At 47.6% G+C, this 17,247-nt stretch carries 13 protein-coding genes; 6 read left to right on the forward strand and 7 right to left on the reverse strand.

All coding sequences use genetic code 11. From position 1 onward, the window contains the following. Window positions 1–32: 32 nt before the first annotated feature. From LZU85_RS14375 to LZU85_RS14390, 4 genes are all read right to left on the reverse strand, one after another. On the reverse strand, window positions 33–656 hold the full coding sequence (locus LZU85_RS14375) for a TorD/DmsD family molecular chaperone (RefSeq protein WP_237287384.1): 624 nt from the start codon (window positions 654–656) through the stop codon (window positions 33–35). Between the two features lie 9 nt (window positions 657–665). Continuing rightward, complete coding sequence (locus LZU85_RS14380) at window positions 666–2,324, reverse strand: 4Fe-4S dicluster domain-containing protein (RefSeq protein WP_043877171.1); 1,659 nt, start codon at window positions 2,322–2,324, stop codon at window positions 666–668. A gap of 229 nt (window positions 2,325–2,553) precedes the next feature. Then, window positions 2,554–3,141 carry a DUF3306 domain-containing protein gene (locus LZU85_RS14385; protein ID WP_237287386.1) on the reverse strand — a complete coding sequence of 196 codons (588 nt, stop codon included), beginning with the start codon at window positions 3,139–3,141 and terminating at the stop codon, window positions 2,554–2,556. Then, window positions 3,131–3,589 (reverse strand): DUF3305 domain-containing protein, encoded by a 459-nt coding sequence (locus LZU85_RS14390; protein ID WP_011150297.1) that lies wholly within the window; start codon window positions 3,587–3,589, stop codon window positions 3,131–3,133. Before LZU85_RS14390 ends, LZU85_RS14385 begins: the two co-directional genes overlap by 11 nt. A 283-nt stretch (window positions 3,590–3,872) precedes the next feature. On the opposite strand from LZU85_RS14390, the gene LZU85_RS14395 reads away from it, so the two are divergent. Next, window positions 3,873–4,700 carry a formate dehydrogenase accessory sulfurtransferase FdhD gene (locus LZU85_RS14395; protein ID WP_011150298.1) on the forward strand — a complete coding sequence of 276 codons (828 nt, stop codon included), beginning with the start codon at window positions 3,873–3,875 and terminating at the stop codon, window positions 4,698–4,700. A 126-nt stretch (window positions 4,701–4,826) separates the two neighbouring features. After that, window positions 4,827–6,689: a methyl-accepting chemotaxis protein gene (locus tag LZU85_RS14400; protein WP_237287388.1), complete on the forward strand. Its 1,863-nt coding sequence runs from the start codon at window positions 4,827–4,829 to the stop codon at window positions 6,687–6,689. Between the two features lie 109 nt (window positions 6,690–6,798). Here the strand turns inward: LZU85_RS14400 and LZU85_RS14405 are convergent, their stop codons facing one another. Next, window positions 6,799–8,391 carry an ABC-F family ATPase gene (locus LZU85_RS14405; protein WP_237287389.1) on the reverse strand — a complete coding sequence of 531 codons (1,593 nt, stop codon included), beginning with the start codon at window positions 8,389–8,391 and terminating at the stop codon, window positions 6,799–6,801. Window positions 8,392–8,614: 223 nt separating this feature from the next. On the opposite strand from LZU85_RS14405, the gene LZU85_RS14410 reads away from it, so the two are divergent. Continuing rightward, window positions 8,615–10,960 carry an ATP-binding protein gene (locus LZU85_RS14410; RefSeq protein ID WP_237287390.1) on the forward strand — a complete coding sequence of 782 codons (2,346 nt, stop codon included), beginning with the start codon at window positions 8,615–8,617 and terminating at the stop codon, window positions 10,958–10,960. Between the two features lies 1 nt (window position 10,961). Then, complete coding sequence (locus tag LZU85_RS14415) at window positions 10,962–11,843, forward strand: mechanosensitive ion channel family protein (protein WP_237287391.1); 882 nt, start codon at window positions 10,962–10,964, stop codon at window positions 11,841–11,843. Between the two features lie 84 nt (window positions 11,844–11,927). On the opposite strand, the gene LZU85_RS14420 is transcribed toward LZU85_RS14415, so the two are convergent. Both LZU85_RS14420 and LZU85_RS14425 read right to left on the reverse strand, forming a co-directional pair. Further along, window positions 11,928–13,961, reverse strand: coding sequence for a sensor histidine kinase (locus LZU85_RS14420; protein ID WP_237287392.1), 2,034 nt, complete (start codon window positions 13,959–13,961; stop codon window positions 11,928–11,930). Continuing rightward, complete coding sequence (locus LZU85_RS14425) at window positions 13,951–15,405, reverse strand: sigma-54-dependent transcriptional regulator (protein ID WP_176298779.1); 1,455 nt, start codon at window positions 15,403–15,405, stop codon at window positions 13,951–13,953. Before LZU85_RS14425 ends, LZU85_RS14420 begins: the two co-directional genes overlap by 11 nt. A gap of 314 nt (window positions 15,406–15,719) precedes the next feature. On the opposite strand from LZU85_RS14425, the gene LZU85_RS14430 reads away from it, so the two are divergent. After that, on the forward strand, window positions 15,720–16,538 hold the full coding sequence (locus tag LZU85_RS14430) for an ABC transporter substrate-binding protein (protein ID WP_176298778.1): 819 nt from the start codon (window positions 15,720–15,722) through the stop codon (window positions 16,536–16,538). A 6-nt stretch (window positions 16,539–16,544) separates the two neighbouring features. Beyond that, the gene (locus LZU85_RS14435) at window positions 16,545–17,243 is read left to right on the forward strand and encodes an ABC transporter permease (RefSeq protein ID WP_011150304.1); all 699 of its coding nucleotides are present in this window, start codon (window positions 16,545–16,547) and stop codon (window positions 17,241–17,243) included. Window positions 17,244–17,247 lie beyond the last annotated feature (4 nt).

Consider the following 17,247-nt stretch of genomic DNA (forward strand, 5'->3'; position numbering starts at 1 on the left):
AGGCTTAAGCCTCTCTAAAAGAGATCGCTTGGCTAATCCGCCAAGTTTTTAATCTCAATTTTTAATTTGGTTTTGTTGTCCGGCATGATTTGCGTCAAACGCACTTTTTCCAGATTGAAAAATGCGCCGAGCAATTGGCTAACCGCCAAGTAAAATCCGGCGTGTTCGGCTTGATCGATTTGCTTGGTGAGGGAAACATACCAAGTCGCAAGGTGGCGGTTGAAAAACGCCTGTTGCTGCGCATCGGTCTGTTCCATCAGCGCCGCCATCACTTCACATAAGGCTGAAATATGATCTTCCGGCTCTTTGACATGCTCCTGGCGTTCAAAGCCAAGGCGAGCAAGATCGGTACGGATCTCGGCCAGTGGTTTTTCCATCAAAGAACCCGTAAGGTGCCATGAGGCAAATGGCACCACTTCCCCACGACCAATCCCGATAAAAAGTTGTTGATACTCTTCTTCAAGCTCTGCGTCGGAATAACGGCTCGCGGCCGCTTTCAGTTGCAACCACGCATTTTGCATTTCACTGCCATCCGCTACGGTGTCTAACAACGTCAATAGCTCAAGCAATGCTGGAGATGGAGCTTGGCGAAATAGCGTCGATAGCAGCAAATAAATATCAGCTCTTAATGACGACGATTCTGGTTGGATATCCATTCGTGTGCCCTAGTAATTCAGTTGGTTTTCTGGGTTTACCGCCATCGATTCGAAAACATCGATGACACGGCAGTCTTCACACATTGCGATGCGATTAAGCGCTGCATCATTCGCAAAGTGAGAGTGACCGCGTAACTTATCTTGTAGCATAGTGATCATGGACTGGGGCGCGAAAGGCTTATGACAACGCAAGCATTCCGCGGCTTTTTCTTGATGGATGACCACCGCCGCTTGACGGCTCTCTTTATCCCAGTTCATACGAGGAGTCAGTGTCAGCACTTGCTCAGGACAGGCTTTGGTGCACAAACCGCATTGCACGCAATCTTGCTCGACAAATTGAAGCGAAGGGCTTTCTCCATCGGTGTGCAAAGCGCGAGTCGGACAAACCGCCACACAACTCATGCACAAGGTACAGCCCGTCGTTGCACAAGACACGGCGCCATAGGGAGCATGACTGGAAAGAGCGACGGTGTTTTCTACTGGTACACGCGAGGTTGCAAGCGCATCGAGTGCAGTAAATAAGCGTTGGCGTTTGTTGCCTTGCAAATCGCCAAGAGCAAGATCGAAATGTTCAGTACAGAGGACTGGTGCACCTTCCATCAATGATTCGAGATAGAGAATATCGATGCACTCTTTCGCAATGCCTAATTGACCAAGTAACTCTTGTGCGATCGCGACTTCGCTATTCAATACGCGCTGAATCGTTGCGGGCATGCGGCGACTTGCAGCAAACAAGACTTGCGTTGCACCATTAACGAGCGCAGCAAACCAACTATCGATGCCGACAGAGGGCAGATCTTCCACCACGATCGGAATCACATTGTCGGGTAGCGCCTTGAGTGCCATGACGTTGTACATTTCATGACGTTCGCTGCAAATCAGGATAATGGGGTTCACACCACCAACGCTTTCATAGTTTGCCAACGTTCTTTCAATGAACTTTTGTGTCTCTTGTGGATTCGGTAATGCGTAATGAATGGCTTCTGTCGGACAACTGGTGGCACACGTCCCCACCCCTTGGCAGAGATAAGGATTGATTTCAATATGATGGCCTGTTTTGTCAGATCCTTGGCTAGTGAGTGCGCCTGCTGGGCACGCGTCAACACAACGCTCACAACCTTTGACGCCACGGGAACTGTGCGCACACAGATCGGTATCTAAGCGGAAATATTTTGGCTTGTCGAATGTGCCCATTAGAGTTGGGATTTCTTGCAGGGCATCCGTTAGTTTTGGATAGCCACGCCCAACAGGATAGTAGCCAGGGACCGGCACCTCTTCCGACATGAGGCCGTTGAGTGACAAATCCAGAACCACATCAAAAACATCGTGATTGATGGCCACCTTCGCCAGATTCAAACGTTGGCCTTGGTTTTCAACCAGCACCGTAAAGGTACCCAAAAAACCACTCAACTGAACGGAATCGGCGTAATAGATTTGCGCATCGCCTTTCTCGCCATCGGTTGAAAGCAAAGTTAGCGAAGTCATTTGGCTCAATTGTGCGGCTGCACTTTGAATAATGGCACTAGGGCCGACGATGAGTGTATTACCACCGCTTTCATAGCTCACGGTAGGCGGTATCAGATTTCCCAACTCAACGGTGTTTTCAAACGCATAGAGTCGCGCTTTGCCATTGGTTGAAGTCGATTGCTGTAATAGTTGTTTTATCATTGCTCTGTTCCACACTGGCCAACACTGCGAAGGATTGGCAGGTCATACTGATGATTCAGTTATTGTTGTGGAGCATTAGCAAGTGCTATACCAACTTTTATACGCTTATTATTCAGTCGGTTAGCGTAGGATTTGTTGAGTTTTACGGCACTATCGATGACGAGAAATTCAATTGGGACATTTTGTCCTAATTGAATTTTCCTATCCCGCGTCAAAATGTACCTATTTTTTATGTGGGATCTTTTGTCTCATCTCGCGTTTCATTTGCAGGAAGATCGGATTGAGATAAAGTCAGGGCCTGAGTCTCAGATTGCGTTAGCGTGTCACTGATCGCCTCAATACTGTCATCGTTATCAACGGCTACTGAACCATCCGATGTGCAAGGTGCACTGTCAGGCTCGGCCTCAGTCAACGCTTCCTCAACTGGCTTCATCCATTCTCTTAACGTCTGCGCCACATTGGGCGCAAGAGCGCCAATCGAAGACTTGTAGTCGTGATCGTAATCATTGAGCCTATCAACCACGTTAAACTCTTCACTGTGGAAAAGCTTACGCAGTGCCGCTTTTTTTACTTCTTGCGTCGCTTCACTGGCCAACAGCGCTGAAATAGTAGGTTCTTGCTCCGTCAGCTCATCAGCAACCTCTTTTTCACCCAATGGCAGCTCTGAGAGTAACACGTGGTCTTCTTCGACCGCGTTTTTCTGCTCATCGGTGAGCGATGAGTGCGCTGCGATAGCTTCATCGCTTTGTTTTGGCTGCTTTTGCGTCTCTCCCGCTAACTTACGAGAGGACCAGCGAGAGAAAAAATCAGTTGCCACTTGCTCGCCCCGCACCTTTGCGTTTCTTGCGGCGCTCTTCTAATAACTCGCCATGACGGCCGATAAACGCTTCCATCCATGCCTGAATTGGCAATGGCATCTCACAAGAAAGCACTAAATAGTCGCCATCCATATACTGGCCAGCCACCGATTGTGATGCAGAGATGGTTGTGATCTTTGGCGTTTCCTCTACGTTTTCAAGCACAACGAAGAGTTTCGGATTTTGCGAGCTGAGGTTAAAACGGTAGTCGGTTCGCTCGTCACGGAACAACTGAAGCGTGACGACATGGCTATGGTGGCTTTCTGGCTTTAACTCAAAACCCGTTAGCTGCCACTGTGTGGTCACCCAAATCCCGGTTGTGATTTCATGTGCAACGAGGTTGCAGCCAATTGGCCACAGAGCGTCACTCTTTTCGATGTTACTTTGTGTGTCTATTGAATTTGACATGGTCCACCCATCATGTTGCTATGCGATTGCCTTTAAACATACATTAGTCCTATTCGAGGCCTAGGTGCATACTTGTTGCATCGCTTTGTGCCGTTTAATAGCAAATTCTAAGCCAAGGTTATAAAGCGAATGTTTCCATATGTAACATGTGTTAGATGTGAGACGCCGTACGGTAGATAACGTTGGAACGGTAATTGCTTTTGAATTGATTTTGTTCCCCCGCCTTTGGCAAACGTGTTTCTTCGGTGATTCTTGATATCACCCATTCAAGCAGGAAAAAGAAGTGGTCAAACCCAACATTATTAAAACCAGTGAAAACCCTTTGCAAACCATTGAAGTGGAAGTATTCGATGAATATGGAGAGAAGTTAATTAAGCAAATTGCTTGTGAGCGCCCTTTAACCGTTCTTCTGAACTGGAAAGAAGTGGTGACGCTAATGACACTGGGCTCGAGACCTGAAGCACTCGTTTTGGGCTATCTCAAGAACCAAAGCTTCTTATCGGAAGTTGACTCTCTTGAATCGGTGATCATCGATTGGGAAACCAACAGCGCTGCGGTAGTGACAAAAGAGAATGTAGAACACATTGAACAGGCTTTGAAAAAGAAAACCGTTACCTCAGGGTGTGGGCAAGGCACTATGTATGGCAACGTGATGAAACAACTAGAACACTATAAAGTGCCCCAGGTGACGCTCAAACAGTCGGAGATTTACAAGACCTTAGAAGCGCTCACCCACTACAACGATACCTACAAAAAAGCAGGCGCAGTACACGGATGTGCGGTGTGCAAAGGCGATGAAGTTCGCTCGTTTGTCGAAGATGTTGGCCGTCACAACGCAGTGGATACGCTTGCCGGTGAAATGTGGTTAAACCAAGAATCGGGCGCGGATAAGATTTTCTACACCACAGGCCGTCTCACTTCAGAAATGGTGATCAAAGTGGCTCAAATGGGCATCCCTGTTTTGCTCTCTCGCTCTGGTGTCACGCAGATGGGTTTAGATTTAGCACGTCAATTTGGTATTACCACCATCGCACGAGCAAAAGGCTTACGCTTTCAAGTCTTTACCGGCGGTGAAAACATCATTTTTGATGTCAAAGGCCAAGAGAGTTAAATCGCCTAACTTGCAAAACGCCTCCCATGCGCTAATAGTTGAATATTCCCTGCAATAAATTTGAAACATAAATGAAACAAAAGCAGAGATAGGTTAACTACGTCACTGGCTAAATGGGAGGTATCCATGTCCGGATCACCTGTTCAAAAACGTTTTTTCTTTTCATTCTCTATCCGAACCAAGCTGCTGCTCATCAATGTGACTTTGCTGTTAGGCGTTGCCGCCTACGCGCTTTATGAGAACAACAGCGCAAAGCATTTGTCCTCTTTGGAGCACGCCTCGACAGAAAACTTAAGCAGTTCCATTGATCTGTTGATGCTTCGCCGACACGAGAAAGATTATTTGGCTCGTCGTAGCGAAAAATACCTGAAGAGTTTCGACAATACCTATTCTCAACTGCAACAGCGCATTGACCACTTATCAGACGTTCTTGCTAGTGAGTCGATTGCCATTGACGATCAACGTCAGCAAATTGTAACCACCCTATCTCAGTATCAAACTCAGTTTCATCAATTGGCGCGTCAGTTGGCAAGCATTGACGCGTTGCAAAGTGAGCTATTTGCAGCACGTCGCGTGCTCAAAACCGATGTACTCAGCGCCAATGATGGAGAACTTACCGCGCAGTTTTTGCAGTTGCTTGACCACGACTTAACTTTTGTCACCGAACCAACGCAAGAATACAAGGTGGCGCTGCTCGAAGGGCTTCGCCAGTTTGCCAAGTTTGAAACCAGTTTGTCTCCCGCTTTTACCGATTATTCCAACACCTTATCTCGATACGTCAGCGCGATCGAAACGCTTGGCTTGACCGCAAACGAAGGCCTAAGAGGCGCGCTCCGTAGCAATGTGCACAAAACCGAACAGGCGATTGCTGATCTACAAACCACCATCAAGCAGAGCGTTGAGCAAACTGCAGCGGATATTCGCAGCCACTTACAGTGGATGGGCGTGGCGATCGTCGTGCTGTTGTCGTCACTGCTCTACATTATTGGCCGTAGTATTCTTTCTAGAATCAAAGCCATTAACCTCTTGATGGATGACATTGCCAATGGCAGCGGAGATTTAACGGTACGAATGAATGCCAAAGGCAGTGACGAGCTAGCGCAGTTATCCCGTTCATTCGACCTCTTTATCAGCCACCTACATGACAACATCAAACAGCTGGCGTCTGTGATGGGTGTATTAGGTGAAAGCTCTTGCAGCTCAGAGCAAGCAGCGCAGAGAAGTATGCAAAATGCTCAACAGCAGAAGTTAGAGTCCGAGTCTGTCGCAACGGCGGTAAATGAACTGGTGATGACGACCAATGAGATCACCGCCAATATTGAATCGGCTGCGCAAAATGCGCAACGAGTGAATAGCGAAGCCGATAAAGCACTGCAACTCACCCACGCGACAGGTAAGCGAATTGATACGTTAGCCATCAGTATCGAAGAGTCACAAGCGCAGATCCAAGCACTTGAAGCACAAAGCCGCGAAATCAATGCCGTTGTCTCTGCCATTCAAGGCATTGCAGAGCAAACCAACCTGTTGGCGTTAAATGCGGCCATCGAAGCGGCGCGCGCAGGAGAAAGTGGCCGAGGGTTTGCCGTGGTCGCTGATGAAGTGCGTCAGCTTTCTCGGCTAACCAATGATTCCACCTTACAAATTGAATCCACCGTACAAGCACTGACGAAAGGGATCGCTCAAACGGTCAACAAAATGGCAGACAGTGTCGATCAAGCTCGGACAACGAATGTGGATACGCGCCATGTGATCGAAGCGATTGAAGGCATCAGCACTCAAATCACCGAGATGTTTGATATGAATACGCAGATTGCGACGGCGTCAGAAGAGCAATCAATGGTATCAGCAGAAATTGACCGCAATATTACGCAAATCGCGCAGCTGGCGGGGGACACTTATGAGATCGTTTCTGGCTCTGTCCGATGCAGCGAACAAGTGTCGGATGTTAGCCACAAGCTGGAAAAGATCGTCGCCCAATTTAAGTATTGAACGCCCTAACCTACTTGCCCTCATCGACTTAGTGACGACAGATAGCAGAAAAAGCAAAAGAGCCTCAGTGAGGCTCTTTGTTTGATCTTTTTAAGCACGCAACGCGAAATTAGCTTTCTACACCGCGTGATTTTAGGTACTCAGAGTAAGTGCCTTTGAAGTCAATGATTTTGCCATCACGGATTTCAATGATGCGAGTTGCCAGTGAGTCTACGAATACGCGATCGTGCGAGACGAAGAACAATGTGCCTTTGTATTGCTCAAGGGCGTTGTTCAACGATTCGATCGATTCCATATCCATGTGGTTGGTTGGTTCATCCATCAGCAGCATGTTTGGTTTGTGCATCATCAGTTTACCAAGCAGCATACGACCTTGCTCACCACCAGATAGGACTTTTACCGACTTCTTGATGTCGTCTTGACCAAACAGCATACGCCCTAGGAAACCACGGACTACTTGCTCGTCGTCGCCTTCTTGACGCCATTGGCCCATCCACTCCATTAGGTTTTGGCCTTCTGCGAACTCATGCGCGTGGTCTTGTGCGTAATAACCAATGTTGGCGTTTTCAGACCATTTGAACTCACCAGTGCGTGGCTCTAGCACACCCGCCAGCGTGTTGAGTAGGGTTGTTTTACCCACACCGTTCTCACCGATGATCGCAACACGCTCACCCACTTCAAAAATCGCGTTGAAGTCTGAGAACAAGTTATCTTCAAAACCTTGGCTTAGGTTCTCAACAATCAAAGCATTACGGAACAACTCTTTTGACTGTTCGAAACGAATGAATGGGTTTTGACGGCTAGACGCTTTTACTTCATCCAGTTTGATCTTGTCGATTTGCTTCGCACGAGAGGTCGCTTGTTTTGCTTTTGATGCGTTGGCAGAGAAACGCGCTACGAAGGTTTGTAGCTCAGCAATCTGCGCTTTCTTCTTCGCGTTATCGCTGAGTAGACGTTCACGAGCTTGTGACGCCGCGGTCATGTACTCGTCGTAGTTACCTGGGTAAACACGCAGCTCACCGTAATCCAAGTCCGCCATGTGGGTACACACAGAGTTTAGGAAGTGACGGTCGTGCGAGATGATGATCATGGTGCAGTTACGCGCGTTTAGTGTGTCTTCCAACCAACGGATTGTATCCATATCCAAGTTGTTGGTTGGTTCGTCAAGCAACATGATGTCTGGATCGGCGAATAGAATCTGTGCTAGAAGCACACGCAGTTTCCAACCTGGTGCCACACTGCTCATTAGGCCGTAATGCTGTTCCATTGGAATACCCACAGCAAGAAGAAGCTCACCCGCTTTCGCTTCTGCCATGTAGCCATCCATTTCCGCGAACTCGACTTCAAGATCCGCAACACGCATGCCATCTTCTTCGCTCATTTCTGGCAACGAGTAAATACGATCACGCTCTTGCTTCACTTTCCACAGTTCTTTGTGACCCATGATAACGGTGTCGATAACCGTGAACTCTTCGTAGGCAAACTGATCCTGATTCAGTTTTGCAACACGTTCATTTGGGTCGTAGCTAACGTTACCACTCGTTGGTTCAAGTTCACCACTGAGGATTTTCATAAAGGTTGATTTACCACAACCATTTGCCCCAATTAGACCATAGCGATTGCCTTCGCCAAATTTAACTGAGATGTTTTCAAACAGTGGCTTAGCGCCAAATTGTTGAGTGATGTTCGCTGTAGAAATCAAAGCTTTTACCTTAGTGAGTAAGTAACAAATAGAAAAAACTGCGCAACGTTACTTGTTCATGCCCAAGAGTGCAAGCTTTGATTTTTATGACTTAAATCACAAAACGTTGACATACGAAAGGTGAATATGGATAAAGTTTCACAGCAAATTTCTATTTGTCTGAATTATGAACAGTTTTTGAGACTACAATCTCTTCGTTATGTTTAAAGATTACGACCCAATTATGCAAAAAATATTACGTCTATTTGTTTGTTTTACTCTGTTGTTTGCGCCAGCAACGTTTGCCCAATGGCAGTATGCAGCACAGACGCCAGCTCAGGTTAGTGCGCAGGCATTGAGTATCGAAAGTGACTTAAGTGCTCTGCCCGATCCACTTTTTATGGGTCCCAAGGAACACATCAAGGTAAATCAGTTGCTCTCCGCCGTGCTCGAATTACAAAAATCCGAGGGCGATGCTTTTAAAGCAGCGTTAGCCCAGTATCGTAAAGCCCCCACTGCGCCACAATGGTTGTTGGTCGAGAAACAATATCTCACGCTAAACAGCCTTGGCAGTAGTAAAGCGCGCTTACTCCAGCTTACGGATACGGCTAGTAGAGAGCAGCTTACCGGCTTTGGCCCTTATGGTGTAACTCAGTTTCGCCAAGAGCTTGCGCTGACCAAACTTAACATTGAGTACCTGGTCCATTTCCAGCTACGCAGTTTCCGTGCTCTGATTAAGAACACGTTTATTTCACCTGTACCGGTGATCTGGACGGGGCTAAAAGTGTTTGCAGTCTACTTACTTTTGGTTTGGTGGATGGCCAATAGTAAACGCATCATTACACTCTTTCGCGAAAGCCAACTTGAAACCAATACGGCACCACCATTATGGGTTAAGTTTATTTGGTACATAAGCCGAGCCAATAAAGCCATAGCTTGGTTGATCGCGATTACCGTGTCGCTGCGTATTCTCGCCTCACTGCCAAGTTTGCAGCATTTGGTTTATTTGGAGATTTTCACATGGTGGATATTGGGCGGCTCCATTGCCATTAGTTTTATTCTTGAGTTTGCTTATCGTAATAGCCGCAGCTCGAATAAAAAGGTGGTCGCACTTCGTCTATCTACCATTCGACGCTATGTATGGAGTGCGATTATTGCTGGCGTGATTCTGCAAATTTCAGTGCGCACGTTAGGCAAAGGTACGATTTACTACTGGATCTACAGTGCACTCTATTTTTGGTTTGTGTTGGTCACCATCTCTGTTCTGCGCTTATGGCGTGCGACCGTGTTTGACGTGGTCGATCGGCTTTCCGAACGACCTGTTTGGGTCCAGTGGGCAGTTAAACAGAAAGATGCGCTGATCCTTAGCATTCCTGCCACGGCCATTGCGGCAGTGTGGATCATTGCTCATCACTTTAAACTACGAATCATTGGAGTGCTGTCTAACTACACCATGTTTAGCCAAGCGCTCGCCTATTTATTCCGGATAGAGGTCGCAAAACAGACAAGTAATCGTGATGGCAACGATTCACTGGTGCGCATTCGTGGTGATGCGGCGTTTCAGTATGTCTTGCCGCCACAGCAAGACAGCGAGTGGATAGATTACGCCACTGACGAGATTCAAAACCTCTCTCGTTATTTGTTGACCGATAGCCCAGCGATTTGTGTGTTGTCAGGTGAGCGTGGTGTGGGTACCACATCGGTGTTGAAGAAAATTCTTGGCAAAGTGAAAAATGCCACGCCGCTTTACCTCAATTGTCCTTACGACGGTTATCCAGAGCTGTTGAAACAGTTGGCAACAGGATTAGGCTTGTCAGAAGAGTCGACAGAAGTGCAAATTTTAGCGTTCTTGCGGAAAAGTGAAACGCCGTATCTCATCGCAGTTGATAACGCACAGCGCTTGGTGAAGCCCATGGTTGGTGGTTTAGCTGGATTGATGAAACTGACGAACCTGCTACGCCGCTCTAAACAAAATCACCGCGTTGTGATGGCGATTGAAAAAGCAAGCTGGCGTTTTGTCGATCGCGCTCGTGGCGAGCGACTGCTGTTTGATTGGGTCTCCTTTTTGCCTCGTTGGAATGAAAAGCAGATCTCTGCCTTACTCGATAGCCGCGTAAATCAGGATATTGAAAATCCGCTGAGCTTTGATGGCCTTGTGGTGCCTAAGCAGTGGGATCAAGAAGAGACTTCAGAGGAAGAACGAGCCAAGCAAGGCTTCTACCGAATTTTGTGGCACTACTCCGATGGTAACCCAACCGTTGCGCTGCGATTCTTCCGTTTGTCGTTACGACGCAATAAAGAGTCTGAAAGCGTCGTGGTACGTTTGTTCCATGCGCCGGAATCCAAGGAGCTGGAGCAGATGCCTAAACCGATGCTGGCGGTGTTACGTTCGATTGTACAACTTGAAGTGGCCTCTCCCGAAGAGCTCTCTGAGTGTACTCAGCTCAGCATCGCTGAAGTGATTGGCACACTGCGTTTCTTTGAAAGCCGCGGTTTTATTGCTTGGAATGAGGATAAAGCTCGCGTCTCGGACCATTGGTTCCGCTACATTACCAACGTTCTCGATCGTCAACATTTGCTGGTGAAGTAATATGAATAAGAAACTCTACGCGCTATTCGCCGCGGCATTAATCTCGGCACCGGCTTTCGCAACGGAAGAAATCGCCAATATGGAAAACATCCAGCAATTTGCCAGCTTGATCCGCTGGAGCGGTGTGTTCTTCTCTGTCATTATCATCGCCGTTACATGGTTGCTGTTGAAGTTCATGAGCTCGATGGTAGAGACCATCGGTGGCCAGTTTGCGCAGTATCGAATGCTGTTGCAGAAAACCCAATCGTTCCTACAGTTCTTCATCTACTTAACCGCTGGCCTTGTGGTGTTTATGATGAGCTTTCGCATCAACGACCATATCTTAGCCTTAATCGGAGGCACGCTGGCGGTGTCGGTTGGTTTTGCGTTGAAAGACTTGGCCGCGTCTTTTATTGCCGGGTTGACGGTGATGATTGACCGCCCGTTTCAGGTGGGTGACCGTGTCACGTTTGAAGGCAACTATGGTGACATCATCGCGATTGGCCTTCGTTCTGTGCGCATGAGAACACTGACCGATGACATTATTACCATTCCGAACAACAAGTTTCTCAATGAAGTGACGGTCAGTGGAAACTATGGCGCACTCGACATGCAGGTGGTGATTCCCTTCTATGTCGGTATGGATGAGGATATTGTGCTTGCGCGTGAGTTGATTCAGGAAGCGGCTTCGTCTAGCCGTTACATCCATCTACCAAAACCGGTGGTGGTACTGGTGAAACAGACGATCACGGACAACTATTTGGCCATCCAGCTAACCTGCAAAGCCTATGTGGTGGACACTGCTTATGAAAAACTGTTTGAATCTGACATTACTTTACGTGTAATGAAAGAGTTTAAGAAGCACGGCATCAAACCACCAAGGATTGCATTCAGCGGCCAATAAGCGGTGTTCAACAAGCATCAATAAACCCTCCAAGTAAAAAGCTCTGTCGATATGACAGAGCTTTCTTTATGCTCATCCACACAATTATTGAATCAGCAAGGTATCACGCAGTTTGGCTTCGTTCTTTCTTGGGAGGTAAACGCTAAACGTGCTGCCTATCCCCAGTTGTGAACGCACTTTGATCTCCCCGCCTGATTGGCTAAGCAAACTCTGGCTAACAGAAAGACCAAGCCCGGTTCCATCACGCTTGGTGGTGTAAAACGGGTCAAATATTCGGCTCAGTTTTTCGGGTTTGATGCCGCAACCTTGATCTTCAATGTGGATCACCGCGCCTACGCTTTCTCCTTCTTCCAACCAATCTTCACTGGTGATGGTCAATCGGCCTTCACCGTTCATCGCGTGGATGGCGTTCATTTGTAAGTTAACCAAAATCTGTAACAGTTGATGGCGATTCACTTCAACGGACGTATGCGCTTTGAGCTCAGTGACGAATTCGATGGTGCGTTTTTTGGAGCCGGTTTTGACCAAGGTAATGCTCTCTTCGATGATAGGATTGACATGCTGCCAAATGATCTCATCTTGCACCCCGCCCTGTCGGCTGTATTGCAGCAAGCTTCGCGTGATGTTACGAATTCGGTCGATCTGCGCCATCACCGTTTCTATTTCTTCCTCAACGCGAGCGGCATCGTCACCGAGTTCAAAACGAATCAACTCGACGTTACCCAGTATCACGGCGGTTGGGTTGTTAATCTCATGGGCGATACCCGCGGTTAACTCGCCCAAGGCCGCCAGCTTTTCATTGACGACCAGTTTGTCGCGCGTTTGATTGAGTAATCGAATGTGGTGCTCAAGCTGCTCGGTTTTTTCATTAAGACTGGCTGTGCGCTCCAACACTTTTTGCTCCAGTTCATTGGCCGCTTGTTTGATCTGCTGTTCGCGCGTCTTGAGCAGATCGAGCATGTTGTCAAACTGTTTGGCCAGTTGCGCCAGCTCGTGGTTTTCATCTAGTCCTAACGCACCAATCCGCTTGTCTTTGCCCAGTTGCACCAGTTTTACCACTTTATGAATGCGTTCAATCGGACGGAAAAGATCCCGCGAGCCTCTATAAACCAAAAGCCCAGAGACCACCAGCAAGGTCAAGGTGATAACGCTGATTTCTACTATGTTGGTGAGATACGCTTTAACAAATGGCCACATCAAATAGCCGGTGTAGAGCATGCCGATGGTATTGTTGTATTGGTCGCGAATGGGTTGATAGGCTGTGATATACCAAGCGTCATAGACAAAGGCGCGATTGACCCATTGCTTGCCCTCGATCAGCACCGATTTATGCACTTCGCTCGACACTCGAGTACCAATCGCACGGCCAATCTGATCTTCGCTGTCTAACGGCACATTGGTGCTGACGCGGAGATCTTCCATAAACAGCGTCACGGTGCCAATTGGCCTGAGAGAATCCTCATCTCCGATGTAAATCAGGTCGCGGATTTGGTCGACGAGCACGGTGCTGTTGTTGAGCAGTAGTCCACCATCTAGAAAACCAATCAGATCATTACTTTGGTTAAACACCGGAATCACAGTGCGACTTACTAGGCCGCGCGTTTCGACCTTTCCACTTTTTAAAATGGGAACTTCCGCTCGTTTGGCCAAATCCTGATCAAGCTGTTTTAGTTCCTTTTCGCTCAGTACATCGAAAAACGATTCCTTTTGGGTTAAATCAAGAAAACGGAATTTTTGCTCTATGGTGTCGACACGATGAAAAGCGAGAAAATCGAGCTGATAATGTTTTTTCTGTTTATGCACCCATTGCTGAAGATCGTCTTGATCCACTGGCTGATTGATACGAGTGCGAAACTGATAGCTTTCAGCAAAGGCTTTAACGTAATTAGCCTGCTTCTGTTGCAATAGTGTAATGCTGTTATTGGCGACTCCAAGGCGTTCAGAAACATCAATCAGTGCACTGCTCCAAGTGTAATGAATCGACCAATAGACAGAGATGCCGATCAGTGCAATCAAGGTGAGGAAAATCGGTGCTGAGGTTAGAAACAGCAACCGATAGCGCACCATACTTTTAAAGCGATAGCGCCAAGTTGACCAAAGTGTTTGATCACTCTGCATAATCCGCTTCCTCAGTTTCCCACTCTTTGTATTTACGCTCCAACGTTTTGCGTGCCACGCCAAGATCACGCGATGCCGCCGATTTATTACCATCGTAATAGTGCACCACTTGCTGGATATGGGCTTTTTCTACCTCTTTTAATGTCCAATCATTGGGGTAGCCGGCACCGGAAAACTCAGGTTTCCCTTCTTTAAACGTTGGCACTTCCATACTATGTGAAACGGTGATCGACACATTAGGAAGAGCGGCAACGCCATTGAGCTCACGCCAATAATGTGCTGGTGGCTTACCCAACAGAATACAGCGCTCAATTAGATTCCTGAGTTCGCGCACGTTACCAGGCCAATTATAGTCGTGCATCGCTTCAATATCTTCGTGTGCCCACAGTGGCGCTGGCATGGCCAGTTCGGTAATCAATCGCTGAGTAAAAAATGGGACCAGATCATGGAGATCGGCTTTTCGATCACGAAGTGGTGGTACTTCAATCTTCAGCACGTTGAGTCGGTAATAGAGATCTTTACGAAAACGCCCTTTTTCAACTTCTTGTTGTAAATCGCGATTGGTTGCCGCGACCACGCGTACATCGACTGGAATTTCTTTTTCACTGCCAACAGGGCGAATGCTGCGCTGCTCTAGCACTCGCAGCAAGGACGATTGCATCGCGAGTGGCATCTCACCTATTTCATCGAGGAATAATGTGCCGCCGATGGCAACGCGGAAAAGCCCTTCACGTGCTTTTTTCGCCCCAGTAAACGCCCCAGAAGTATGACCAAACAGTTCACTTTCCAACAGTTCCGGCGCAATCGCGCCACAGTTTAGTGGCACAAAAGGACCGGTTCTACCACTGGCCAGATGAACACCACGAGCCACCAGTTCTTTACCAGTACCCGACTCCCCTTCAATCAGCACACACGCTTTTGATGGGGCAAACTGTGTGATCATGTGCTTTAGTTGGCGGGTTTTGTCGGAGTTCCCAACCATTTCAGAGATATGATTGCGCTGATAATCGCGTTTGAGCGCATATTGCATTCGTGCATTGAGGCGACGATCCATGCAACGTTTTACTGCTTGCAGCATCTGCTCGAGATTAAACGGCTTGAGAATAAAATCCGTCGCGCCCAGTTTTAACGCGGTAATGGCGGTTTCGAGATCGGCATATCCGGTCATAAAAATGACATCGGCTTTTCGCTCGGGATCATTAAACGCTTCTTCCCATTCGATACCCGAACGCCCTGGCAAATTGATGTCGAGCACTATCAGGTCGTAATGGTTGGTCACTCTGAGCTTTTCAGCTTGTTCGATACTGCCTACCGCATCCACTTTTGAAAACCATTTACCCAGCGCTTTTTTCAAAATGGCCTGCATGCCGACTTCATCATCGACAACTAACACGGAAAACGCTTGGTATTGAGATACGGAGTTGGGATCCAATTGAATAGACATACTTTCCTCGAGACAGAATGACGTATAGGACATAGTGTACCAATGAATCATTAAATCTCCTTATAAAATGTGCGACATTTTGTCTCACATCAAACTATTCGATGTTTAACTGCATGATATAAGGCTTATTTTCTCAATTTAGTACTGGTGTTTTGTTGGCATCTTGTTTGCAATAGGCCCATATGCAATTGCAAACTGATATCTAACAGCGCTAGCCGATGAGGTTTGACCGAGTGGTGACGCGGTTTGTGTGTCAGTGTGCTTAACGGCAATGGCCTATTTGCCCAAGAATGATTTGAAGGAATAAAAATACAATGAACAAAGTAGCTCTTACTTTGGCGGCAACGTCGATTACGCTGGTGAGTTTCTCCTCTTTCTCTGCCGATGATGTTCACCGTGTGCGTTTGGCAACCACGACCAGCACTTATCACTCTGGCCTGCTTGATTACCTACTGCCCGAATTCGAAAAAGACACCGGTTATAAAGTGGATGTACTGGCCGCTGGCACTGGTAAAGCACTGAAAATGGGTGAAAATGGCGATGTGGATTTGGTGATGACACATGCGCCAAAAGCCGAGTTGACCTTTGTCGAAAAAGGTTACGGTGTGTTACCTCGCAAGCTCATGTACAACGACTTTATTGTGGTGGGTCCAAAAGCAGACCCAGCGAAAGTCGCTCAAGACAACAGCGTGCTTGAGGTGTTTAAAGCCATCGCGGATAACAATGCCACCTTTATTTCACGTGGCGATGATTCGGGTACGCATAAGAAAGAACTGGGCATTTGGGCACAAACTAAGATGGAACCCAACTTCGGTGGCTATCGCTCTGTCGGCCAAGGCATGGGGCCAACACTGAATATGGCAGCCGAAATGCAAGCTTACACGTTAACAGACCGTGGCACCTGGCTGGCGTACAACAACAAGTTGGATCTTGCGGTACTGTTCGAAGGTGATCAAAAACTCTTCAACCCGTACCAAGTGATTTTGGTCAATCCCGAGCGCTACCCGAGCATCAATTATCAAGGTGCCAAAACGTTCAGCGATTGGTTAGTCAATCCGCGTGGTCAACAGCTGATCAACAGCTTCCTCTTAAATGGCAAGCAGCTGTTTGTGGCCAATGCAGATCAGAAGTAGTCATCAATGAGCCTTTGGCAAACAACACAAGAGGCTTTTGCCTTACTGTTTAGCTTAGACAAAGAACTATGGGAGATCGTTGCGGTCTCCTTTAGCGTTTCTCTTACCGCCATATTGTTGGTGCTGTTGCCTGCGACTTTTTTGTCTTTTCTCCTCGCCTACACCAATTTTCGCGGCAAGTGGCTGTTGGTTTCATTTGTGAACACGTTGCAATCGGTACCCACGGTGGTGATTGGTTTGCTGCTTTACATGTTCCTCTCGCGATCAGGTCCGCTCGGTGACTGGCAGATGCTGTTCACGCAAAAAGCGATGATCCTCGGACAAATGCTGATTTGCTTTCCTGTGTTGGTTTCGATGATGTATGGCGCGTTGCAATCGAGCGACCGCCGCGCGTTAGAAACCGCATTAACCCTTGGTGTGTCTCTGCCAAGATTAAGCGCGACGATGATTTGGGAAACCCGTTTTCCTCTTATGGCGGCTACCATTACCGGTTTTTCTCGAATTGTGACCGAAGTGGGTTGTTCGATGATGGTGGGTGGAAACATTATGGGTTTGACGCGAAACATCCCCACCGCGATTTCAATGGAGAGTCACAAGGGCGCCTTTGCTCAAGGTGTTGCGCTTGGTATTGTGCTACTCACCTTGGCACTCGTGTTGAACTTTTTGCTGTCGAGTATGCGTGGCAAAGGCTATTTGCGAACTTAGGAAG

The organism is Vibrio floridensis (assembly GCF_021852965.1).
GTDB lineage: Bacteria > Pseudomonadota > Gammaproteobacteria > Enterobacterales > Vibrionaceae > Vibrio > Vibrio floridensis.